The sequence below is a fragment of the Streptomyces sp. NPDC026417 genome, from assembly GCF_055567695.1.
Genome location: NZ_JBVHPY010000019.1, coordinates 167,269 through 190,776, shown reverse-complemented (window position 1 = coordinate 190,776; position 23,508 = coordinate 167,269). Strand labels below are relative to the sequence as shown.

Genomic DNA, 23,508 nt, shown 5'->3' with positions numbered 1-23,508 from the left:
ACGGCGGAGCGGTCCCGCCCAGAAGGCGGGTTCGACGGGGACACGGGAAGGGTCGCGCATGGCGTGGGACGAGTGGGAGCAGTTGAAGTCGCGGGCTGCCGAGCGGCAGTCGGACCATATGCAGCTCAACCAGCTGGAGCCGGGCGGAGGCGGTGGCCGGGTCACGGACCCGAGTCAGTACGGCGATCTCACCGTGAACCAGGGTGACCTGGCGAAGATCGGCGAGCATGCCTTCACCCTCTACAACGACCTGTGGAACAAGGGCCGCCGCGCCGTCCCCAGCAGCGACAAGGCCGCCGGTGACCTGACCAAGCAGGGCTTCTCCCTCGGGGGCGGCCTCCAGCACGTCTCCACCCGCTGGGACGAGCAGCTCGCCTCCCTGCGCGACGCGTGCGCCCACATCTCCAACCACATGCACGTCACCAAGAAGCTCCACGCCGGAGACGATCACTACATCCGGCGGCAGATGAGCAGCATCGACGTCCTGGACGAGGGCTTCGACGAACGTGTGGGCGCTCCGGGTGAGAAGAACCCCGCGTACGTCGACAAGGACGACAAGAAAGACAAGAAGGGCGACTGATGGACCTCGACGCGCTCCGCTTCGCCGACTTCAAGCTCCTCGAAGAAGCGGTCACCGACTGGACGACGATGATCGGCGACCTCGACGAGCTCAAGGAATCCGCCGACAAAGGACTCCGCGGCGCCGCCAACAAGGCCAACTGGACCGGCGAGAACGCCACCGTGTCCAAGGAGTTCGTCGGCAAGACCGCCGGCGAGTTCGCGGACGCCCACACCCAGGCGACCTCCATACGGAACATCCTGCGGGACACCCTCGGTGAACTGAAGGCCAGTCAGACCAAGCTCAAGGACTCCATCGAGCGCGGCCTGAAGAAGAACCTCACCGTGACGACCACCGGGGGCGGCGGTTTCACCGTCACGATGAACATCCACCCCGACCGTGCGGCGAAGGGGACGACGGTCCCCGAACACGACGAGCACGACGTCACCGCTCTGCGCGACGAGGTCCAGAAGATCCTCGACGACGCGACGCAGATCGACGACTCCGCCGGCACCGTGCTGCAGGCCCTGGCCGACCAGAGCCGGCTCGGCTTCTCCGATGCGAGCTACACGGACCGGGACTCCGCGGCTGATGCCGTCAAGGAGGCCGACGAGCTGGCCGCGCTCGCGAAGAAGAAGCCGGAGGACCTCAGCGTCGAGGACTTCGACCGGCTCAACGCGGGCCTGAAGAAGTACGCCAACGACGACCTGTTCGCGGAGGAGTTCGCCACGAAGCTCGGGCCGAAGGGCACGCTCGACTTCTGGACCGGGCTCAACGACCCGCACAGCGCCTACGCGGTGGGCAGCAAGCGGGTGGACCAGTACGACGACCTGCAGAAGAACCTGAGCCTCACTCTGGCCAACGCGACGCAGAGCGACACGGCCGACATGACCGAGTGGAAGAGCAAGATGGTCGACCTGGCCGACAAGCCAGTCGGCCGCAGCGGCGGTTTTCCGCTGGGTGCCCAGGTGATGTCCAACTTGATGCGGTGGGGCGACTACGACGACCGCTTCCTGACCGACTACGGCGGCAAGCTGATCGAGACGGAGAAGAAGTTCACGAGCAACGGCCGGCACGGTGCCTGGCAGCGCATGGGCATGGACCCGCTCATCAACCGCACCGGCACGGACTCCGGCTGGGACCCGATGACCGGCTATCTGAAGGCGCTGTCGAACAGCCCCGACGCGGCCACCGAGTTCTTCAACGACGACTTCGTCACCAAGGACGAGGACCACGACTTCACCGAGAAGAAGGACGGCAAGGACGTCAAGAAGTCCCTGTCCAACTTCGACTACCTCTTCAACGAGCGGGACTGGCCCATGGACCAGGACGACAAGGGAGAGGACAGCATCGCGGGCCGCAACAACATGGCGCTGGCCCTGGAGGCGGCGACGACGGGGCATCCGGCGGGTGAACTTCCCACCGCGGACACCCCGGCCCACAACGCGGGCCAGACCAAGCTCTTCGAAGGCATCGTGGCCTCCATTTCGGACGACCCCACGCGCCTCACCGACAAGGGCTACATGTCGGACAGCATGGGCCAGATAGCCTCCGAGTACCTCCCGGACATCAACCGCGCCGCGACCGACGTGGATCCCAACCCGGACAAGAACGACCGGGACGCCCAGGCTGCCTGGGACCGGGTCGAGAAGCTCTACCCCGTCGCGGGCTCGTCCGCCGAGCTGAACCACCGCGACGCCTCGCGCTTCCTCTTCGCCGTCGGCCAGAATCCGGAAGGGTACGCGGCGGTCGAGGTGGGCCAGAAGCAGTACATGGCCAGCTTGATGGACATGCACCTCAACCCGGATCTGCCGGAGGGCCAGCGCCCCAACCACGACCTGGAGCTCACGGTCCGCGACATCGCGCGGCACTCGGGCCAGGTCTCGGGAACGCTCGCCATGGGGCGCAACGAAGCGATCGCCGGCCCTGCCGCGGCGTCGGACGACGACTACGACCACTCGGTGTCCCAGTGGAAGAACGTCATCTCGGGGACGGTCGGTACGGGAGTCGGCGTCGGTACGTCCTTCATCGCCAGCCCCGTCGTAGGTGCCGGCGTCGGTGGTGCCGCCGGCACCGTGACCAGCGTGGTCCTGGAGCAGATGTTCAAGGACGTCGAGGGCAGCGCCAAGGACGAGGCGGGCCCCAAGATGGGCGAGAACTGGGAGAACGGCCAGGACAGCAACATGAAGTACACCCGCAGGGCCGCCTCGGAGGCCGCTCTGGCGCATCACCTGGCGCACCCCGGTGACGTCGCCACCTGGGCGGAGGACGAGTCGTCCAAGGGATTCATGGAGGCCGGGTCCTACATGGACCGGGTGGCCCCGGAACTGGTCACGGACATCTGACCGCGGGCTGCGTCCCATCGACCGTGGGGCGTGGCCCCGCATCGGACCCACGCGCGGCTCACACCAGTGACCCGTCGCCCGAACCGAAGGAAGGCTCTCAGTTGTTTGCTCGACGGGTCGCTCAGGCATCGGCCGTGCTCGCGGCGTTCGGCATGCTCGCCGGCTGCTCGGGGTCCGAGGAGAAGAAGGAGTACGACGTACCCCGGGCGCTGTGCGGTGTCACGGTCGACCAGGACCTGGTCTCGACGTTCCTGCCCGCCGGCAAGAAGCTCGACGTCCAGGAGAAGAACCCGGTGCCCAGCCGGACGCGCTGCCAGGTGAACATCGACGGCAAGGCCGCGTTGACGCTGAGCCGGGAATGGTGGGAGAAGCGGGACGGCATCACCGACGTGGCCGAGGCCCACCCGGAGCTGGAGTCGGCGAAGTCCACACAGGACGGCGTCTTCCTCTACTCGGGCACGGGCGGCGTGGGCAGGGTGCAGCCCTGCAGCAGCCCCGACCAGGCCGGGCACGTCCTGTACACCGCGGTGCAGGCATACGACGAGGAACGACAGGACGCGTCCGCGATGAAGAAGCTGACCGCGGACTACACGAAGGCCGTCGCGGAGTCGGACGCCTGCGCATGAGCTGACGACGTCACGCCGCCCCAGCCGCGACTCCCTCACCATCGGAAAGCCCCCACATCATGCCGGTTCCGACACCTCGTCGCCGCGGCCTCCTCGCCGTCGTCGCCACCACCGCCGTACTGCCGCTCCTTGCCGCCTGCGGCGGAAGCGGGGATGAAGGCGCCGTGACACTGGACGCGAAGCGGACGCGGGAGATACTGCCGGACAAGCAGGCCGTCCCCGACTGGAAGATCGCCGCGGAGCCCGTCGCCCATCCCCTGAAGAAGGCGCTGTCCCTCGGGGTCGCGCGGTGCTACACGCGGGCGTCGTGCGAGGACGTGCGTTTCGCCGGTTCGTCCGTGTTCCAGAGTTCCCGCAAGCCCCGGATCTCCTTCGTGATCACGACCTATCCGGACGCGGACACGGCTGCGTCCGCCTACGACCGGGTCTGGAAGGCGTGGAAGAAGGGGGTCCCGGAGTCCCGGAACGTTGATCTCGGCGAGATCGGCGAGCGCGACGACGCCGTGGCCGGGCTGGGCCCCTCCTTCGACAAGGACTCGAAGAGCGTGATCGCTCAGGTGCGGGTGGGCAGCGCAATCCTGTTGACCATGGGAGAGGCCGCCCCGGGCGTGGGCATGAGCGAGGAGCTGATCGCCGACTTCGCCTCGACGTTCGCGAAGCGCGCCCGCCAGGTTCAGGACGGTGAGGCCGCGTCGGCGAGCATGGCCGGCGGCTGACCCGCGGAGGGCGCTGCCAGGGCCCCCGCCCGTGCTGTCGCTGCGGGGCGTTCAGAAGACGGGCAGGGCGCAGAGGGTGGTGTCGCTTCTGAAGAAGACCCGGTTGCCGTCGGCCGCGATCGAGTGCCATTCGGCGACGGGGAGACGGTACGACCAGACCTGCCAGCCGTCGTCGATGTCCACCGTCAGCACCTCGCTGGTGTCCCGGTCTTCGACCATCCAGACCCCGCTCCCCTGCACGGGCACCGGCGCCGCGCCGGCCGCCGAGGCCCGCGACGTCCATGTGGTGCTGCCGTCGGCGCTGTCGATCCGTTTGGGCCAGTTCCCGGCGACGGCGTAGACGGAGCCGGAGTGGAAGCGGGCCGGGCCCCACTCCACGGAGCGGTCTTGCTCGTCCGTGTCCTCGGCCGTCCAGAGCTCCTTGCCGTCGCCGATCCGGCGGGCCGTGAGTGTCTCGCCGTTGAGATACACCGTGTGGTCCTGCACGAGGGGGATGATGTCGACGGCGTCGAGCCCCTTCGCCTGGTCCCGCAGCTCCCAGACGTGACGGCCGTCGCTCGTGTCCACCGCGAAGACGTGGCCGTCCTTCGTCGCCAGGACGAGCCGCCCGTCCCCGACGGCAGCTCGCGGGAGTATCCGCTTGCGGTACTCGGCCGGGACACGCGCCGTCCAGCGGACCTTCGCGTCCGAGCGGCCCACGCTGCGCAGCCGGCTGTCCTTCGTCACGACGTAGACCGCTTCCTCGTCCGCGGCCACCAGCGATGCCGCGTCTACATCGGCCGTCCACTTCGCCTCGCCGGTGGACGCCACGAACGTTCGCAGCACCCCCTGGGTGTCGACGGCCGCGATCAGGCGGTCGGAGAGCGACAGGTAGCGGCCCTCCGTCGTCACGTCGTACGCCGCCCAGCGGCGCTTCCCGTCCACTACGTTGTGCGCCGCTATGCCGCCTTCCGGTGCCCCGAAAACGACGACGTCCCGAACGGGAAGCGGCGCGGGAGAGTCCAGGGCGACCATGTCGCGCGGGCCCCAGAGCGGCTTCGGTGACTCCCCGACGATGTAGTCGCCGTCGTCCGCCGAGAGCACGCGTGCCGACGGCGTCTTCACGGCTGCGGGGAAGGTGAACGGGTCCTGCTCCGCTTTGTCCTCCGCCTCCTGCGGGAACAGCAGCCAGGCGGCGGTCGCGCCCCCAGCGGTGAGGGCCGCGGTGCCCGCCGCGAACCCCATGAGCGCGCGACGGCGGCTCGGCGCGGGTGCCGTACCCGCCTGGGCCGTGGCCGTCAGCTCCCGGACACGGCGCTCACGTTCCTTGATCTCCTCGGCTACCGCGCCCCGGCGCCACACTCGTCCGGCACCGCGCGTGGCGGAAGCCGCCACGACCAGGCCGGGTGCGGGGCGGGCCGCCGCGTCCTTGCTGAGGCAGGGCGAGACGAGTGAGTGAAGCCCGGCCGACAGCCCCTCCAGCCGAGGCGTGCCGTGCACGACCTCGTACTGCACCGCGGCCACATGCCCGCCGTCGAACGCCCGTCGTCCCGTCGCCGCGTACACGAGGACGGCGCCGAGCGAGAACACGTCGGCGGCGGCGGTGACGCGGTGCCCCAGCACCTGCTCGGGTGCTCCGTAGCCGGGGGTCACAGGGATCTGGCCGGTCGTCGTGAGGGTCAGGCCGTGCTCGGGCCGGGCGATACCGAAGTCGATGACGCGCGGACCCTTCGACGTCAGCACGATGTTCGAGGGCTTGAGGTCGCGGTGGATGAAGCCGGCCGCGTGGATGTCCGCGAGTGTGCGCGCGATCGACACCGCGAGAGCACGTACGGCCGTCTCGTCCAGCGGCCCGTGCGTGCCGACCGCCTCGTCCAGGGTGGGGCCGACCAGGAACTCCGTGGCGATCCACGGGCGTCCGCCCTCGGTCTGCGCTCCGAGCACCGCGGCGACTCCCGCACTGGTCACGGCTCGTGCCGCCTGTGCCTCCCGAACGAAGCGCCGGGCCAGGTCCGTCTCGTGGGCGAGTTCCGGACGCAGCACCTTGACCGCTGCCATGACTCCGGAGCTGTCCCGGCCCACGTACACCTTGCCCATGCCGCCTTCACCGAGGACTCCGAGCAGCCGGTACGGGCCGAGACGCAGCGGATCGCCGATACCGAGAGGTTTCATGGCTGGTTGCTCTCTGCTCGACTCAATGAACTCACCGGAGGGGGAAGGCCGCGAGGAACTTGCCACCGAGGGCGATGGTCACCTCGGCCTGCTCATGGGCGATGAAGCGGTCCCCCGTGGTCTTGTAGGCACGGACGGTGGTGCGGGTGGAGAGGTCGATGGCCCGGAGCGTCGAAGCGCTCTTGACGTAGGCCTGGTCGGACCCGATCACCGGCGGTACGGCGGCATCCGTCTTCACTGCTCCTCCGCTCTTCTCCCGCCACCTCTGCCGTCCGTCGGCGGCACCGAACGCGACCAGGCCGACATCCTTCTCCACCGCGTAGACCACGCCGTCTTTGAGGGCCGGTGGACTGTAACTCCGTCCGGCGTGGCCGGACTTCGAGCTCCACACCTGGCGGCCGTCGCTCAGGCGCAGGGCCTGCAGCGGGCCGCCGACATAGAGGTGCCGGTCATCCGTCGTGAGCGGCACCCGCACGGTGTGCGGTTCGACACCGGCAAGTGGCCTGTCCCACCGCACACTTCCGGTCCGCACATCGCGTACGACGGCCCGCACCTTGCCGTCGTTCGTCTCCTGGAGGGCGACGAGACGGCCGTCGACGATCTTGGCCGCGAGGAAATGCAGGCGGTCGCTCCCGTCGGGGCGCGGGGGCAGTCCGTCGGACCACATCTTCCTTCCCGTGCCGACATCGACAGCGAAGACGGACCAGGACTGGTCGGCGCGGAAGCCGTCCGCGTACTTTCCCTGGCCGGCGGCCAGGCAGAGGATGTCGTCGGCTGTGCACAGCGCCTGGTTCTCGTACAGCACGCCGTTGAACTCCGAGAGCTCGGCGAGGGGTTTGTCCGCCTTGCCGTCGGCCACGTCCACGGATGCGATGACCAGGGGGAACGGCTTCACGCGCCCCCGGTTGCCTTCGGCCCCCTCGGGATCCACGAGCCGGAGGATGCGGTTGCCGTCCGACACCACCTGCGTCGTCTTCTCCATCTGGTCGGAGGACCATCTGACCGACCCCGACTTCGCGTCGACACCACCAAGACCGGAACCGGCCACCAGAGCGACAAGGTCGCCGACGACGAGGGGCTCCGCCGGCAGGATGTCGTTCGGCGGGTCGGCCACCTGGATCTGCCAGAGCGAGTCGAGCTTCTTCTTCGGCAGCGCGCTGTTGCTCGGTCCCGGCGCCGGTTGCGCCGTCGACTCCGGCGGGCGCCGTTCCCGCCACATCCACGCTCCGGTTCCGGCGGCCGCGGCCCCGGCCACGAGGCCCCCGCCGGCCAGCAGCAGTCGGCGCCGGGACACGGCAGCGGGCTGTGCCATCGAGGGCGTCATCTGCTCCTCGGGCGGCGCGGGGAGACGGCGAGGCGCGATCTGCCAGACCTCTGTCGCCCGTCGGGCGATCTCCGCGAGCACCTCGTCCGGCAGGTGGTCGGCGAACTGCCCCGCACCGTCGTGGAGTCGGGCCGCCAGCTCGAAGGTCGAGGGGCGCGCGGCGGCGTCCTTGGCCAGGCACCGGCCGAGGATTTGGGCCAGGTCCGTCGGCACCCCGGCCAGGTCCGGATCGGCGTACCGCACCCGGTAGAGAAGGTCCGCGGGCTGCCCGTGGCCGAAGGGGCCGCGCCCCGTGGCGGCGAACACGAGCACCCCGGCGAGCGCGAACACGTCACCGGCCGGGGTGTGCTCCTGCCCCGTCGCCTGTTCCGGCGACATGAACGCGGGAGTTCCGACGGCCGCCCCCGTTCTGGTGAGCCGGTCGTCGCCGGCCGCCCGGGCGATGCCGAAGTCGATGATCTTCGGGCCGTACGCAGTGAGCATGATGTTGGACGGCTTGAGGTCGCGGTGGACCACGTCGGAGCGGTGCAGCTGGCCGAGCGCCGCGCACAGGGCCGCGCCCACGACGCGGACCGACGCCTCCGGGAGCGGACCGGCCTGCTCGACCGCCACGTCGAGGGGCGGCCCGAGGACGTACTCGGTCGCGAGCCAGGGGGTCTCGGCGGAGTGATCCGCGTCCACCACCTCGGCACCGTGCTGACCTCCGATGACGCGGGCGGCATCGGACTCCAGCCGGAACCGGGTGCGGAACGCGGGGTCCGAGGCGAAGCGGGCGTGCATCGTCTTGATCGCGACGGTTCGCCCTGCCGCGGAGCGCGCCAGATAAACGGTGCCCATGCCACCGCCGCCGAGGCGGGCGATCGGACGGTAGGGGCCGAACGCCTGTGGGTCGTCGTGGGTGAGCGGCAGAGGCATGCGGGTGTCGTCAGTCCTGGCGGTGGGCGGATGCGGAAGGGGCGGGGTGCGGGTGGCGCGGCCGGCTCCGTGCGGATCCGGCGTCCGCCCCGGCCGTCGGGGACGGCAGGGGAACCTCCGCGGCGAGGATGGCCGCCGACTGGTGGGCGAGCGCAGCGATCACGCGGCCGGGCAGCCAGCCGGGAGTGGTGAGCGCGGAGGCACGGCTCGTGAGGGGTGCACCGTCCCCGGTCCCGACGCCGACGGCGGCCGTGGTCGTGGCGGTGGTCGTGGCCGGGAGGAACACGTCGAGGAGTTCGGCCAGTTGGGGTCGGGTGGAGGGGTCCCGGGCGAGGCACCGCCCGATGACGGAGCGCAGGGAATCCGGGAGTTCGTCCCGTTCCGGAACGGTGTGGCCGGTGGCCGCGTAGGCGAGGGTGGCACCCAGCGCGTAGACGTCGCCCAGGGGGCGGGGCCTGCCGCCGGCGGCCTGCTCGGGCGGCAGGCTCCCCGGGTCGAGTCCGGGCAGGCCGGAACGAGGCGTGCCGTCCGGGGCCGCGGTCCTCACGGCGCCGAAGCAGCCGAGACGCGGGCCCTCGGCGGTGAGCAGTACGGCGGCGGGTGACACCCCCGCGTGGACCACGCCCTGTCCGTGCCCGATGGCGAGGGTCTCGGCGAGGGCGGCGCCGATGGCCCGGACGGTGCGCTCGAGGAGCGGGCCGCCGTGCACCGCGAGTGCAGTGGGCAGCGGAAGCGTGGGCACGTAGGAGCGGGCGTGCCAGGGAGGGTCGTCGGGGGCGGCGAGTTCGGTCGGGGGCGCGGACGCCGGACCGAGGAGATAGCGGGAGATCTCGGCCTCCGCCCGGAAGCGCCGGGGGTCCGCCCCCGCCCGCGGGGTGCTGATCAGGAGGGTACGGCCGTCGTCGGCGTCGCGGGCGATGAAGCGACGTTCCGGGACCGGCACGTGGGCCGAGGGGGCGTCCAGCGCGGTGATCACGGTGTAGGGGCCGACGCGGTGTGCGGTTGTCATGGCGTCAGTGACCCGGCATCCCGTCCGGCGCGTTCACGTCTTCTGTCCCCTCGTCCCTCGCACGGCTCGGGGTGGGCGCCTCCCGCGCGCGCCCACCCCGGTGACCTGTGCCCGCCGGCACTACGCGTAGTAGCTGGCGGCCTTCTTGTCGCCGCCCATGTAGTCACCGCCGGCGCGGCCGACGACCTGCGCGATGGAGACGAGGGCCTGGTGGATGTCCCGGGCTTCCTTGTCCCACAGGGTCTGCTGCTGCTTGTACATGTTGTGCGCCTCGCCCTCCCAGCCGGAGGCGACACTGGCGACCATCTTCTTGATCTCTTCCAGGTCCTGCTCGAGCTGCTTGGCCTGGTTGCCGATCTCGGTCGCGGCTGCGTCGAGGGCCCCGTATTTGACTACGAGTTCATCGTGGCTGTTGCCGGCCATACTCACTCCACTCCTTCATGTTGTGCTTCGACGGATCCGGCCTCGGGTGTCCGAGGAGGTACTCGCTCAGAAACCGCTGAGGCTCGACTTCGGGGCTCCGTCGTACACGTTGATGCTGTTGACGGCCTGACGGATGTCGTCCTCGGTGCCGTCCTTGATCTTGCGGGTGGCACTCATGGCCTCGAGGAACTTGGTGAGGATGTTGCCGATGCGCACCAGCGACGTGTTGATCTCGTACTGCTTGGTGTTGAAGGCACCGGCACCGATGCCCTTCCACTGGCCGCTTTCGAGACTGTCGATGGTCCCCTGAAGGCGGTGGACCTGCCCCTTGATGGACTCGAACTTCGTCGCGATGTCCTGCTCGAGCTTGACTACTTGGGCATCTGATAGCCGCTGGCCTTCTGCCATGACTGGGCTTCCTTCCTGGATTGCCGTACGAACGTGCCGGGCGCGCGCGTCTCAGGTCGAGGAGAGCGCGACCCGGCCTGGAAAGTTGGGCCGAGTGGGAGGGGGTACTCAGCCGTTGCGACGCGCACGCAGCACGGCGAAGCCGCCTCCTCCGATCACCGCCGCCGCGGCGACGGCTCCCAGGACCACCCACAGCGTGTTGCCGTCGGACGGCTCCGAGCTTGATCCTGCCGCTGAAGTCCGGCCGCCTGAAGTGCTTTTCGGGGGCTGTGACGAGGCTGGGACGGATGCGGAGGGAGTGGCGTCGGCCTCGCCGGCCGGTGTCTTCTCGTTGGTGATCGGATTGACGTCGGCGGGTCCCGGGTCGCCCTTGCCCTTGAGCAGGTTGGAACCGGGACGGATGAGGCCGTAGCCCAGGTACTTGCTCGGCTGGTTCTTCGGCCAGTCGCGCGCCGCCGTGTCGATCAGGACGCGGAGCACTTGGTTCGCGGTCCAGTCCGGGTGCGCGGACCAGACCAGGGCGGCGGAGGCGGAGGCGATGGCGGAGGCTTGGCTTGTGCCCGTGCTTTTGCAGTAGCTCTGGAAGGTGTTGTCGCACCAGACGGGCACATCCAGGCCGGGAGCCGCCAGGCTGATGTAATCGCCGGACTGCGAGAACTTCCCCACGGCGCCGCTCTTGTCCGCGGCGCCAACTCCTACCACTTCTGGGTAGGCCGCCGGGTAGCCGATGAAGTCGTCGGAGCTGTCGCCGTCATTACCGACGGCAGCAAAGAGCAACTTGCCTTTTCTGGCCGCGTACTTGACAGCAGCCTTCTGAGCGTCATTGGGGTAGTAAGCACCGAAAGACATATTGATGATCTGAGCATCAGAGTCTGCGGCTGCCCGGATCGCCTCCGCGGGCAGGGCCGTACGCTTCCGCTCATCTTTGCCCTGCAATCCAGACAAGGCGACCCGGATCGGAATGATCTTCGCGCCGGGTGCCAGGCCTTGGATGCCCCCTCCGCGGCCGGTACCAGCGATCAGTTCGGCCATGCTCGTGCCGTGTCCCGCGTAATCCTTGGTCGCCCCGTAGGCAACCCCGGGAGGGATGTCCTCGGTCAGGAGTTGCCCTTGCAGCCCAGGCACTGAGGCGTTGACACCGGTGTCAAGGACGGCAACCTTGATGCCTTTGCCTGTGCTGACCTTCCACATCTGCTGCGCGGACATGGCGCCCAAGTGCCACAAATCCGGGGACTTACTGTCTGCGTTGGCAACACCCGTGGACACCGCGACGCATAGGCCGACGGCTGCGGCTGTCGACGCCACCCGCTTCCGCATCCGGCCTCTCAGCGGAATGGCTCCGGTGCCGGGTCGGCTGATTACTGGTTTCATGCGTCTGAAAGTCCCTGCTCGCGCCTGTCGATCGCTCGTCGTGAAGCACCCTTCCCGCCGGACGGGTTGCTCTCCTCGTCTGTCACGCGCTGGTTCGGCTTTGGTGCTGAACCTCGCTTCGTCGCACCTGCGGACCGACTCTGGCCTGACGAGTCACGCACCACGCCCGCGCCTCCCGCGTTGAGTCCTCCGAGCGCACCTCGGGCTTTCGTGGCCTTTCCCTGAGGGGAGCCGACGACTCCGTCGGGATTGGCTGCCGGTCGGCGGACAGAGCGACCCTCGCCACTCGTCGCGTTCGGGTTTCCAATCACTCCGCGTTGCCCGACCCTGGCTCCTGCACCAGCGTTTCGGGCGGCTGCCTGTGTCTCGCCGCCGATGACCGTGCCGCGTGGTACCCGCGGACCGGACCCGCTTGGCGCGACCCCCGTCGGACGACCGCCCACAACTCCGTTGGCCCGCCCGGCGCCCGTCGCGCCGCTGCGGGGGGCGGGATTTGCTCCGCTGGCCCGCGGCGTACCTCCTGCGACGGCCCGCCCCATCAATGAGCGGGCACCTCCCGAGGAACGCCCCCCAGCTGCGCCCTGCCCGGTCGCTGCTGCCCGCCCCATCGCATTGGGAGTGCGGTTCGCGGCGTTCGCGGCTGCGCGTCCAGCGGCACCAGGACTTTGCGCTCGTCCGGCGGCGGTCGGGTTCCCCGAACGTCCAGTAGCAGTCGGGTTGCCCGTTCTCGCTGCGTTCTGACGCGCGCTCCCCTGAGCCTGAGCAGAAGCCCTAGGAATGCCGGATCCACCTAGTGACTTCGATGGACCGGACATTCCCGATTTCACAAACCCTGGGGCAAAGGGCACCGGGGCGCTGGTGGAGGGCGGCGTCGCACCAGTGGCCGACACGGGCGTACTCGTGGTGGGGGCCGTTACTGTTTGCGGCGCGGCGATGCTGTCGATCTCGGTACCGACCTGCGACCCGTTGGGGGACGTAATCGGCTCCCGCAAGTCTGCAACGCCAGAGCGACCTTCGGAGACCAGACCGGTGTGCCCAGGTGTCGACTGTGAGTCACTCGCGGTTCGCCCCGAGAAGGTTCCCGAACCCTCCTGCCAATATCCACCCTCATGAGTGGGCACCGGCTTGGGAACTCCCACATCCGGCATCGTCGAGAACGTGGGCGGTTCGCTTGCCGCCAGGGTCTGTTCCGAGACCGAGTAGAAGGACGCCAGGCGGTTCATCTGGTTGATCGCCTCTTGGCGGTCCTTCTCCACCTTCAGGGCGGCGGCGTAGTCCTTGTTCCCCTCGACCCGTCCCGGGAGGGGGATGTCGTCGACGGTCTTCTTGTCGGCCCTGTCGTCACGGGGCGGCATCGCCTTGCGCACGGACGCCAGACCCGTACCGGCAGCGGTGATCTGGACGCCCGCGACCTCCGCGTAGTCCGCCAGCAGGGTGGAGTCCCTGGCGAGGTTCCTGCCCCAGGTGCGGAAGGCTTCGGCCGCCTCGCCTTCCCATTCGACACGGTCGATGTGCTCGCTGAGCTCCTTGGCCGCGGCGCTGATCGCGTCCCGGGCCTTCCACAGGGCCTCACCGGCGCGTTCGAGCTCCTCGGGCTGCGTGTTCTCGACCAGGTCGATCATCGCGTTGAGGGCATGTCCCTCGAAATTCGTGCTGCCGAAGACGTTCATGCGCGCGAACCCGAAGGCGTCGTGCATGATCTCCGACATGCGGTTGGGCATGTCGGTCGCGCCCACCTGGACATCGGCCGCCTCGTGAACGTCCTTGGGCTGCTCCTTGTCGGTCACGCCGTCCACCCGCCCTCGACCTTTTTCTCGTTGTTGCGCTCCGGCTGGGCGTGGCCGTCCTTGGCTCGCTTGGCCGCCTCGTGCTCGTGGTCCACCTTGGCTTTGATCGCCCAGAACCGACGCCGCAGATCCTCGTCGAGGTTGTCGAACGTGACGTCCGCACCGTGCACCGCGATCCCCATGGCCTCGATCTGCAGACCCAGGGTCTTGGAGAGAGACGTGAGGCGCTCGTGCACCCGGTGGTACTGGATGTAGAGACCGGAAGCCTCGGGGAAGTCACCCGCCCCGCTGAAGGCCTGCTGAGGGATCGTGTGTGCGGCGACCTTGGACGCGCTCGCCGCGGAGCCCTCGAACTCCGTCAGCAGCGTGTCCACGCGCTTCTTGAAGTCCTTGAGCGCTTCCAGGCCCCGCCTGAGCCCGACGGCCCCTCCGACCATGTCCGCAGGAAGCACGCTGCGTCCCCTTCCCCGTTCCCCGTTTGTACAGCCTCCGAGCGGCAGCTGCGGCTCAACCGCCCGCGGCACACTCATTGACCACTGTAGTCACTGTGTAAATCCCGGCCAACTGAACTTTGTGCTGAGTCAGTTACGAAACCGTCGAGACCTCGCCAGGTGTCGGCGCGTGGGTGATCTCAAATATCCAAATAGAGCGTCAAATCGCACATCTCCCGCGTGGTCGAGTGGTGACTCTCACGATCCGTTCGCCGTCACCGCCGATCCGAGTGGATCTTTGCAACTACAAAACCTGCGGGTGCACGGCTCCACGCGGCGTTGACGCGGGTCACCGCACACCACCGCACGAGTCAAGTCACGCAGCCTCCGTCCCTCCAACGAGTCGCGGCAACCGTTCCGCCGTGTCGCTACGCGCCACACGGGCCCTTACCCCTCTCTACGGCCCGGTCGGCGACTTCGATCAACGCTACTCTGCGTCACTGACAATGACCGAGAGTGCATGCGGGAAGAGGTCTGCCGTGGCGTGGGACGAGTGGGAGCGGGCTCGAGGGCGGGTGGCCGGGCAGGGCGATGCCGGGGTGCGGCTGGATCAGCTGCCCGCTCAGCGCAGCGGCACCGGGGGCCGTGGGCCCGACCTGGCGTCCCGTCCGGCGGAGAAGAAGGCCGCCGCGCGGGCCATCGAGGAGCATCTGGAGCCCGACACCCGCAAGAGCGGAACGTGGGCCGACGAGGAGACGGCCGTCGCCGTCAAGGAGTTCGGGGCCCGGGACGGGCACGGATGGGTGACGTCCGGGGCGCTTCGGCAGGCCCAGAAGGCCTGGAGCGAGCAGGTCAAGGCCCTGATGGACAGACTCGGTTCGGAGAAGGACGCCCTGCGGAGCACCTACGCGCTCTTCCAGAAGACGGACGTGACGGTCGGTGCGCAGGTGCGGCGGCCTTCCGGTCTCGACCTCCTCTAGTCGGACCAGACCCTCAACCCCGTTGCTCCACGCACTCGTTGCGTCTCTCGTACCCGTCTCCGTCCTCCTCCCGGGAACCATGCCGACCTACCACGAGATCATGACCACCGACCTCTCGGCCCTCACCACCGCCGCAGAACGCTGGGACGGCATGGCCAAGGAGTTCGAGAAACGCGAGACTCAGTACAAGCGGGACGTGCACGGCATCTCCCTCGGGCACTCCTGGAACGGGTTGAGCGCACAGGCCGCCCACGCTCGTTTCGACATCACTCTCAAGGAGTTCCGGGCCGCACAGACGGAGGCCAGAGCCGTCGCCTCGCTTCTGCGCGATGCCCACGCTCAGTTCGTCGAACTGCGCGGCCAGGTCAAGGCCGTACGCAAGGAGGCCGTCGAGGCGGGGATGCGCGTCTCCGAACGGGGCGTCGTCTCGTACGACGGCCAGGACGAGTCGGCCCGCCAGGGCTCCGGTCACGCACCGAGGGTCTGTACGTCGACGTCCTCCTGGCAGGACAGCCTCGACCGGGCGGTCAGGGCCGTCGGTGACGCCGACCAGGGAGTCGAGATCGCCCTGAAGGCCGTCGTGATCGATTCCGACGTCTCCGACGGCACCTGCAACGGCTTCAACTCCCGCGCGGCGGGCGACATCGAGACGTACGAGGCCGAAGCCGCCGACGCCATCGCCCTGAAGCTCAACAGCGGGCACGAGCTCTCCGGGCGCGACATCGCGGAGTTGCGCCGCACCTTCCGCGACAACGGCGGGGACAAGGCGTTCAGCCGTACGTTCCTCGACGGGCTCGGAGCCGACGGCACGATCAGGATGACGAACCGTCTGAACGACCTCATCCACGTCCGGGGCGGCAAGGACGCCGGCGAGTTCTCCGCGATCGAGTCCGGACTGGCCCGCACGCTCGCCACCGCCACCCGGGACACGACGTCCGAGTGGTACGAGGACTGGCGGGCCGAGATGCGCACCGCCGGTGTCGAGCGGTACGAGACGGACTTCCAGGGCGCCCGTCTCGACAAGGCCCGCGGATACCAGTCGCTCGTCACCCTGATGGAGAAGGGCGACGGATACGCACCCCGTTTCCTCAAGGATCTGGGGGACGACATCGTCAGGGCGGAGCAGAGCAACCCCGACATCTGGGATCTCAAGGGCGAGTACGCCGGCAAGCGGAGCGGCTGGTTCGCGAACGACCCGCTGGACGGGCTGCTCGGCGTGATGAGTCACGACCCGGAGACCGCGGCCTCCTATCTGAACTCGGACGACCGCATGAAGTACCTGATGGAGGAACGGGACTGGAAGGTCGTCGAGACGGAGCAGGACGGCGGTAAGGCCTCGGCCTACCGTGCCGCCCTCGACGGCGACGACCGGGCCGGGTTCGGCGCGGCGCTCCAGGCCGCGACAACCGGGGTCGATCCCTCCGACAAGGGCGCGGAGTTCGTGCCCCACTCCAAGGAGAACAACGCGGTCTTCCGGTCGTCGCTGCGGTATCTGGCCGACAGCGGCGACGACTTCCCGCCCTCACTGCGGGCGCCCGTCGCCGGGATGCTCGCCAATCACGGTGACACCGTGCACGCGGCCGCCAGCAGTGTCGACATGTCGGGATCCCCGCTCAAGCAGGACCAGCTTCTCGAGGTCATGAAGCAGGTCTCCAGGGATCAGGGCGCCTACGGGACCCTGAACCGCGGCATCAACCACGCACTGGTCACCGACATCCACGAACCCGGCCAGCGGGAGCCGGAGGAGTCCCTGCTCCGGGCCGGCCGCACGGTGGGCTTCCTGGAGGAGGCCCGCGCACAGACGGCCTCGGAGCCGAAGACGGCGGAGCTGCCCGGGAAGTGGATGGTGGATCAGGCGATCGGTCATCTACCGGTAGGCAGTGGCGAGCTCCAGGCCGGAGTCGACTACGTCACTGAGCAGTGGCTCGCCGACGAACAACGGCGCTATGACGAAGAGGCCACTGACACACGAGTTGCCAACTTTCAGAACAGAAACCGGCAGCTAACGGCACTGACCAACGAGTGGTGGGGGGTGCATGGGTCGGGTGCAACCGTCCCCTTCACGACTCGCCACACCGTCGATCTGGCAGCGGAGGCCGGCATTTCTCGCGCAGACGGCATTTCAGGAGGCAGGTAGATGGGAAAGCTCTCGCGGAGGCGAAAGAGGATTGTGTCGCTCACTCTCCTGGTGACCAGCTCGTTGGTCTCGTGCGACAGCGAGCTCTCTGACCATGCCGTTCCAGCGAAACTCTGCGGAACTCCGGTCAGCGAGAGGCTCACTAAGCCGCTGCTACAGCCGGACGGCGAGGTCAAGGAGTGGACCAGCGCGGGATTTCGTGCAGCAGGGGAGTCATCTTGGTGTGTTGTATACGTCGGGAAGCAGGACGTGCTGCACTTCAACTTTGCCGCGCACTCGGGGCCTATGAACCCGATGACGGCGGCCGCACCGGATGACGCGGTGACCGGCCTCCAAAACCCCCACCCCATCCGCCTCGCCGACCGCGCCGTGGCCGCCGATGACGGGGCCATCGCCACCACCCGGTGCAAGGACAGGGCCGGTGCCGATCACTTCACCCTCGCGCTCAAGGTGACGCGAGGGCGCGTCGACGAGGCGCGGACCGCGGCCATCGAGCGGTTCATGCGGTCCTACATGCCGGCGACGGTGAAGTCGCTCGACTGCCTCAAGAAATAGGGCCGGTACGGCTCGCCACACGTCTGGCCCGCCGCCGGGCGTCCCGAACGGCCACGGCCGTGCCGCTGAGCGCCGCGACCAGCACCGCCGCGCCCACTGCCACGTACGTGCCGAGGCGGGCGTTGCGCTCGTCCGGTGACTCGCCGAGCTGGAGCTTGGCGGGGGTCGGGGCCTCGGCCTTGGTGAGGCCCTCGTGCGGACTGGGGGACTCGATGGCCTGGTCGTCCTCCGTGAGGGCGCGGACCGGGTCCACCACGCCCCAGCCGACGAGGCGGTCGTGGCCGGCGACGGAACGCTCCGCGGTCTGCTCGATCTGGGCGACGATCTGCCGCTGGGTCCAGTCGCGATGCCTCGCCCTGATGAGCGCGGCGACCCCGGCGACGTAAGGGGCCGAGAAACTCGTCCCGTTGTCGGTGCAGTGGCCGCCCTTGGGGACCGTCGAGATCATGTCGACTCCCGGCGCGGCGACGCCGACGAACTCGCCGGACTGGGAGAACGAGGCGCGTTCGTTGTTGCGGTCGGAGGACGCCACGGCGAGCACGCCGTCGTACGACGCGGGGTAGGTCCGCTTGACGTTGCCGCCGAGGCCGTCGTTGCCCGCGGAGGCGACCACCACGATCTGCCGGGCCAGGGCCGCGTCCACCGCCTGCTTCAGGTCGGGGGCGGGCTCGACGGCGTTCGAGGTGTCCTGGGAGATGTTGATGACGTCGGCCTTGGCCTTGATCGCGTGGCGGATCGCCCGGGCGAGTGTCTCGGCGGTGCCGTGACCCTCCGCGTCGTTCTGCTTGACGGGGATGATCGTCGCCTCCGGGGCGAGGCCCACGAAACCGGTGCCCTTGGCGGGGCGGGCCGCGATGATGCCCGCCACGCGCGTGCCGTGGCCCACCGTGTCCGTGGTGCCCCGGGAGTTGCCGCGGTCGATCTTCTCGCCCTTGTCGTCCTCGGCCGGCAGGAAGTTGGCGCCGGCCGACGCGTCCACCGCCCGTGTGAGCTGCGGGTTCTTGACGTCGACGCCCGTGTCGATCACCGCCACCCGGACGCCCTTGCCCTTGGACCGGCTCCACAGTTCGTCCAGGAGGACGCGTTGCAGGGACCAAGGGCGCCCGGCGTACTTCTCGTTGGGGAAGGTGCACTGGTCACCGGACGAGTCGGCGGCGGCGGGCGGCGCGAGCGCGAGGGTGGCGAGCATCAGCGTGGCGCCAGCGGCGGCGAGCGTGCGGCGCGAACCCGCGGCGGCGGAAGGTGCGTACGGCATGGTCGCCTCCGTCCTAGGAACCCTGCGGCTGACGGGCCGCCGATGTCGACAGGCGGGGGCCCGTGGACAGGAACTGGGACCATGCGGCGGGGATGGGCGCCGGGTCCACTTCGGCGTAACCGAGGCGGATCTGGGCGAGCTTGGCCTCGGCCTGGAGCTGCTTGCGCTCCTTGGCCGTGGTGCCGATGCCGGAGTCGTCGGTGGCGCTGTCGTCGTTGGACTGGATGGCATAGCGCAGGCCGGTGTCGGTGACCAGGAAGACGCCGCCCGCCTTGACCTCCTCGCCCTTGAACTGGCGGTACAGCTGGCCGGAGCCGGGCGTGACGTACGCGCTGTCGGAGCCGGTGGGGAGGGCGGCGGGGAACGCGGTGCCGGCCCAGGTGCTCAGGGTGGTCGCGCCCTTGTTCTTCTCGTCGACGTCACGCAGCACGTTGCAGACGGTGTTGCGGCTGCCGTCCGTGGTTCCCGCGTCGTTGACGGCCGTGGGGGCGTTGCCCGGCCAGTCGCGGTCCGCGGCGAACGCGGTCGTGGTGGGGACGAAGGCGCCCGCGCTGACGTCGAGTGCCCGGCCGGCCTGGCCGAGGCTCACCAGGGTGCGGCTGTTGAGGAGCAGCTTGGCGGTGAAGTCCGAGACGGGGGACACCTTGCCGGGCTGGACGACGTAGTACTGGTCGGTGTCGCCGTTGGGGGCCTTGAGGACCATGCCGACCTTGTTCGCGTCGGTGGGGAGGCTGCCCTCGACGCCCGCCGCCGCGCCGATGCGCCCCTTCACCTCGGGGAAGGTGACGGCGTCGCCCTGGTGCAGGGTCTGCAGCCAGGGTTCGGACACCCGTTGGGGTTCGCGCCCGGATCCGACCAGGGTGCGCAGCAGCAGTTCGTCGGAGGCGTCGACCTCGTACGCGGTGCCGTGCGCGTCCACGATGTAGCGGGTCCTGTCCGGGCCCACGACGTACATGAGCTCGCCGCCGCGCAGCTTGTTCGTGCCCTCGGTCCTGGCCATGTCGCGGGAGGCGAGGACGAACGCGGCCTTCTGGATGGACCGGCCCCCGGCGCCGGGGCGTTCGCAGACGGCCCAGCGCTTCGCGGAGCCGGCCTCCTCCTCGGAGGGGAGGCGGTCGGGGGCGTACGGAATGCCGATGGTGACGCCGCGGGGGATGTCGCCCTTGTCGAGCACGGACTCGTCGACGGTGACGACTTCGCCCTCACCCGTTTTGAGGAGGAGTTTCGCGGACGCCATGTTGAGGACGGGGTGCAGCCGGGTCTTGCCCTTGGTCTTCAGGACCACGTAGCGGGTGGTGGAGTCGCTGGCGACGATCACCTTCTCGCCGGGGCTGTCCCAGCCCTGCGGGGCGGTCGGCTTGAACATGCCCCACGCCCCGAAGGCGGCCATCACGATCACGCCGACGACGACTCCCGGGACCACGGCGCGCAGCGGGCGCGGGGCCCCCTCCTCCGAGCCGTCGGGGGACGACTGGACGAAGGACGCGAGCATGCGCCGCTTCGCGAAGGTGTAGGCGTTGAGCTGGTCCCGCCGAGATGCCATGTGTGCCTGCTTCTCCCCGTGTCTCGCCTGGTCGGCGCCCGGGGGTCACCGTCCCCCGCCCTCCGTTGTCGGACCGGCCCCCTACTATGCCTGGTAAAAGAACGGTCTCGTGGAGCGGGTAGGGTACCCGGACCTTCAAGGGCCCTTTGTGGTGGCGGAATTCCAGCGAGTTGTGAGCAAAACGGGGGGATGGAGTGATGAGTTCCGGAACGGGGGCCCGGGTGCGCACCCGGTCGCGGACGCGTACGTCCGCGGCCCCTCGGTCACCGCACGCTCCGCGCCTCCCCGCGGCGCGGACGCGGCCGCAGGAACCGGACGCCCTTCATCTGAGAACGCGTCCCGGGCAGTTCGGGTCGTTCCGGTTGCAACGGGTCGTTCTGCTCGAACTCGCCGCCGCCGTGGTGCTCACCGGGTGGGTCGTCGGCCCGGTGGCGCTGATCGTGGCGGGCGTGGTCGCCCTGGTACTGGTGCTGCTCGCCTTCGTCCGCCGCCGGGGCCGCTCCCTGCCCGAATGGCTCGGTACGGCCAGGGCCCTGCGCGCCCGCCGTCGCCATGCGGCGGGTACGCCGATCCAGCCGGGCACGGAGCCCGGACTCGCCCCCGCCGTGGAGTGCGACCCCAGCCTGCGCACGTATGCGTACGGCGGTCGCGACCGGCGTTCCGTGGGCATGATCGGGGACGGCACGTTCGTCACCGCGGTCCTTCAGGTGGAGGCCGACGCGACGGCGCTGCGGGCCGAGCGGAGCCGGCAGCCGTTGCCGCTGGGCCTGGTGCGGGACGCCCTGGACGTGGACGGGATCCGGCTGGAGTCGGCGCAGATCGTGCTGCACACGCAGCCCGCGCCCGCGCTGCATCTCCCCCAGCAGTCCGTCGCGGTGAGCAACTACGCGCCGCTGCAGGCCCAGACCGGAGCTCCCGCGGTCCGCATCACCTGGATCGCGCTGAAGCTTGATCCGGAGCTGTGCCCGGAGGCGGTGGCCGCGCGCGGGGGCGGTCTGGTGGGGGCGCAGAAGTGCGTCGTACGGACCGCCGACCACCTTGCCAGCCGGCTCACGGGAGCGGGTTTCCGTACGACGCTGCTCGACGAGGAGGAGCTGACGGCCGCCGTCGCGACGTCGGCGTGCGCCAACCCGCTGGTGACCGCGGAGGCCGGCCGGACGGACGTGCCCGAGCGGCGGACCGAGGAGTCGAGCCGGAGCTGGCGCTGCGACAACCGACGGCACACGACGTACTGGGTGCGCCGCTGGCCGCAGTTGGGCGGGCGGGGGCCGGCGCTGCCGCAGCTCGTCGCCCTGCTCACCGCCGTTCCCGCGCTGGCCACCACGTTCAGTCTCACGCTGGGGCGCGGTGAGCGGCAGGAGGTGTCGCTCACGGGGCACCTGCGGGTGACGGGCCGCTCGGACGACGAACTGGTCGCGGCCCGGCGGGCGCTGGAGGGCGCCGCACGCCAGGCCGGAGCCGGCCTCGCCCGGCTCGATCGTCAGCAACTGCCCGGCGTACTCGCCACTCTGCCTCTCGGAGGTGCCCGGTGACGGCCATGACGTCCCAGCCGGCGGGCGGTCCGGGCGCGTACGCGCCGGGGCCGCACGGGCCGGGTGCAGGCCCCGGTGGGCAGGTGCCCGCCGGTGGTCCGGGGTCCGGCGGCGCCGCGGATGCCTCGGCGGCGCACCGGCTGCGGGCCCGGGTGCGCAGCGGGTTCGGGCTGATCGGTCCGCGACACGGGCGGCACACCCTGCCCGCGGACCAGGTGGACTCGCTCGCGCTGCCCATCGGTGACGACGGGGTCGTCATCGGCGTGGACGCGGAGGGGCAACCGGCGGTGCTGGGCCTCAACAGGCCGACCCCGTACGACGTCGTCCTGATCGGCGGACTGTGGACCGCGCAGGTGCTCGCCCTGCGGGCCGCGGCCACGGGGACGCGCGTCGCCGTGGAGACGGGGCGGCCGCAGGCCTGGGCGCAGATGGTGCAGGCCGTCGGCGGCGGGCAGTCCGGGATGAGTGTGTACGACGTGGGGCGGGTCCCGCCGCAGGGCGCCTCGGCGGGGAATCCCGTGCTCGTGGTGCGGGACTGTGGCATGCGGCCGCCGCGCGGGCGGGTCGTCGCGGGTCCGTGGCAGGCGGTGCTGACGCTGCTTCCGTATCTCAGCCCGGTGGCTCCGCGGCTGATGCGGCAGGCGCGTCTCGTCGGAGTGCAGCGGGTCTCGCCGGACGAGGCCGCGGAGATAAGCCGCACCCTGGCGCTGCCCCGGGGGGACATGGACTCGCTGCCGACGCTCGCCGACGGCGTCACGCTCTGGTGCGCCGACCGCGACCGGCAGTACGTGATGACGCAGCCGACGGACGCCGAGACCGGATTGTTGGGTACGCCACGCAGGATGGACTGATCCGGGTCAACGGCGGATCACCGTGGGGCATTTGAGGCTGATTCGCCCCCACTTCCGGCCGGTTACCCTCCCACAATCATCCGTTTTGTTCGCGGGTGGGACAGACGTGTGCGCACCCTCCGGGCGGTGCAGGACCGAGTGTGCGGGCGCGGAGGGATGGACGGGCCTGCCCTGGGGGCGCTTGTGGTGATTAGGCTGGGACCGGGGAGCGACACCGAGACCCGTGAGCGGGCCGTCGGCGCCCCAGGGGGACAGCCGGGCGGATTCGGACGACTTCGGACAACGACAGCGGTCGCCCCGGCACGGCATGAGGGTGCTCGACCACACCAGGAGGAATTGTGAACAGCGATCGGGACGGGATCCGCGGGGGCTGGGCCACGCCCGGCGATGACCAGTCCGACGCGGAGTCCGCCATCGAGACGACGGGCGAGTTCACCATCGACTACGCGCCGCCTGCCTGGTACACGCAGAACGCGTCGGGCGGTTCGGCGGAAGCGTCACCCGCGGCGGAGCCTAGGGTTCCGTCGCCGCCGGCTCCTCCGGTCGGCCCGGGGGCTCCTTTCGGAGCGGCGTCGACGCCGGCTCCCCCG

At 69.9% G+C, this 23,508-nt stretch carries 19 protein-coding genes and 1 pseudogene; 10 read left to right on the top strand and 10 right to left on the bottom strand.

Features of this window, described 5'->3' with window-relative positions; genetic code table 11:
• The first annotated feature begins 58 nt into the window (after positions 1-58).
• The 4 genes from ACZ4NT_RS27920 (at position 59) to ACZ4NT_RS27905 (ending at position 4,246) form a co-directional block, all read left to right on the top strand.
• A complete protein-coding gene (locus tag ACZ4NT_RS27920) occupies positions 59-580 on the top strand; it encodes a hypothetical protein (RefSeq protein WP_467728114.1) in 522 nt (173 codons plus the stop codon).
• Positions 580-2,904 carry a hypothetical protein gene (locus tag ACZ4NT_RS27915; RefSeq protein ID WP_467728113.1) on the top strand — a complete coding sequence of 775 codons (2,325 nt, stop codon included), beginning with the start codon at positions 580-582 and terminating at the stop codon, positions 2,902-2,904. Before ACZ4NT_RS27920 ends, ACZ4NT_RS27915 begins: the two co-directional genes overlap by 1 nt.
• Before the next feature lie 101 nt (positions 2,905-3,005).
• Positions 3,006-3,530: a hypothetical protein gene (locus ACZ4NT_RS27910; RefSeq protein ID WP_467728112.1), complete on the top strand. Its 525-nt coding sequence runs from the start codon at positions 3,006-3,008 to the stop codon at positions 3,528-3,530.
• A 59-nt stretch (positions 3,531-3,589) separates the two neighbouring features.
• Complete coding sequence (locus tag ACZ4NT_RS27905) at positions 3,590-4,246, top strand: hypothetical protein (RefSeq protein ID WP_467728111.1); 657 nt, start codon at positions 3,590-3,592, stop codon at positions 4,244-4,246.
• A gap of 51 nt (positions 4,247-4,297) precedes the next feature.
• Here ACZ4NT_RS27905 and ACZ4NT_RS27900 read toward each other — a convergent pair whose 3' ends face one another.
• The 8 genes from ACZ4NT_RS27900 to ACZ4NT_RS27865 all read right to left on the bottom strand — a co-directional run bounded on the left by ACZ4NT_RS27900 (position 4,298) and on the right by ACZ4NT_RS27865 (position 14,086).
• Complete coding sequence (locus tag ACZ4NT_RS27900; RefSeq protein WP_467728110.1) at positions 4,298-6,397, bottom strand: serine/threonine-protein kinase; 2,100 nt, start codon at positions 6,395-6,397, stop codon at positions 4,298-4,300.
• 31 nt (positions 6,398-6,428) lie between these two features.
• Positions 6,429-8,636: a protein kinase domain-containing protein gene (locus ACZ4NT_RS27895; protein WP_467728109.1), complete on the bottom strand. Its 2,208-nt coding sequence runs from the start codon at positions 8,634-8,636 to the stop codon at positions 6,429-6,431.
• A 10-nt stretch (positions 8,637-8,646) separates the two neighbouring features.
• Positions 8,647-9,645 (bottom strand): protein kinase family protein, encoded by a 999-nt coding sequence (locus tag ACZ4NT_RS27890; RefSeq protein WP_467728108.1) that lies wholly within the window; start codon positions 9,643-9,645, stop codon positions 8,647-8,649.
• 120 nt (positions 9,646-9,765) lie between these two features.
• A complete protein-coding gene (locus ACZ4NT_RS27885; protein WP_121406290.1) occupies positions 9,766-10,068 on the bottom strand; it encodes a WXG100 family type VII secretion target in 303 nt (100 codons plus the stop codon).
• 66 nt (positions 10,069-10,134) lie between these two features.
• Positions 10,135-10,476: a WXG100 family type VII secretion target gene (locus tag ACZ4NT_RS27880; RefSeq protein ID WP_121406289.1), complete on the bottom strand. Its 342-nt coding sequence runs from the start codon at positions 10,474-10,476 to the stop codon at positions 10,135-10,137.
• Positions 10,477-10,584: 108 nt separating this feature from the next.
• Positions 10,585-11,682, bottom strand: a complete 1,098-nt coding sequence (locus ACZ4NT_RS27875) for a S8 family serine peptidase (protein WP_467728107.1) — start codon at positions 11,680-11,682, stop codon at positions 10,585-10,587.
• 161 nt (positions 11,683-11,843) lie between these two features.
• Positions 11,844-13,634, bottom strand: coding sequence for a hypothetical protein (locus ACZ4NT_RS27870; RefSeq protein WP_467728106.1), 1,791 nt, complete (start codon positions 13,632-13,634; stop codon positions 11,844-11,846).
• Positions 13,631-14,086 carry a hypothetical protein gene (locus ACZ4NT_RS27865; protein ID WP_467728105.1) on the bottom strand — a complete coding sequence of 152 codons (456 nt, stop codon included), beginning with the start codon at positions 14,084-14,086 and terminating at the stop codon, positions 13,631-13,633. Before ACZ4NT_RS27865 ends, ACZ4NT_RS27870 begins: the two co-directional genes overlap by 4 nt.
• 518 nt (positions 14,087-14,604) lie before the next feature.
• Between ACZ4NT_RS27865 and ACZ4NT_RS27860 the strand changes: the two genes are divergently transcribed.
• The 3 genes from ACZ4NT_RS27860 to ACZ4NT_RS27850 all read left to right on the top strand — a co-directional run bounded on the left by ACZ4NT_RS27860 (position 14,605) and on the right by ACZ4NT_RS27850 (position 17,737).
• A complete protein-coding gene (locus ACZ4NT_RS27860) occupies positions 14,605-15,045 on the top strand; it encodes a hypothetical protein (RefSeq protein WP_467728104.1) in 441 nt (146 codons plus the stop codon).
• Positions 15,046-15,145: 100 nt separating this feature from the next.
• Positions 15,146-17,182: a hypothetical protein gene (locus tag ACZ4NT_RS27855; RefSeq protein ID WP_467728103.1), complete on the top strand. Its 2,037-nt coding sequence runs from the start codon at positions 15,146-15,148 to the stop codon at positions 17,180-17,182.
• A gap of 249 nt (positions 17,183-17,431) precedes the next feature.
• Positions 17,432-17,737, top strand: a complete 306-nt coding sequence (locus tag ACZ4NT_RS27850; RefSeq protein WP_467728102.1) for a hypothetical protein — start codon at positions 17,432-17,434, stop codon at positions 17,735-17,737.
• Here ACZ4NT_RS27850 and mycP read toward each other — a convergent pair.
• Complete coding sequence (gene mycP / locus ACZ4NT_RS27845; RefSeq protein ID WP_467728101.1) at positions 17,727-18,992, bottom strand: type VII secretion-associated serine protease mycosin; 1,266 nt, start codon at positions 18,990-18,992, stop codon at positions 17,727-17,729. The genes ACZ4NT_RS27850 and mycP overlap by 11 nt on opposite strands.
• 13 nt (positions 18,993-19,005) lie before the next feature.
• Positions 19,006-20,535 (bottom strand): type VII secretion protein EccB, encoded by a 1,530-nt coding sequence (gene eccB, locus ACZ4NT_RS27840; RefSeq protein WP_467728100.1) that lies wholly within the window; start codon positions 20,533-20,535, stop codon positions 19,006-19,008.
• A 197-nt stretch (positions 20,536-20,732) separates the two neighbouring features.
• Between eccB and eccE the strand changes: the two genes are divergently transcribed.
• The 3 genes and pseudogenes from eccE to ACZ4NT_RS27825 form a co-directional block, all read left to right on the top strand.
• Positions 20,733-22,067, top strand: a complete 1,335-nt coding sequence (gene eccE, locus ACZ4NT_RS27835) for a type VII secretion protein EccE (protein WP_467728099.1) — start codon at positions 20,733-20,735, stop codon at positions 22,065-22,067.
• Positions 22,064-22,918 (top strand): hypothetical protein, encoded by an 855-nt coding sequence (locus ACZ4NT_RS27830; RefSeq protein WP_467728098.1) that lies wholly within the window; start codon positions 22,064-22,066, stop codon positions 22,916-22,918. Before eccE ends, ACZ4NT_RS27830 begins: the two co-directional genes overlap by 4 nt.
• Positions 22,919-23,256: 338 nt before the next feature.
• Positions 23,257-23,385, top strand: a pseudogene (locus ACZ4NT_RS27825) (SCO5717 family growth-regulating ATPase); the annotation flags it as partial.
• Positions 23,386-23,508 lie beyond the last annotated feature (123 nt).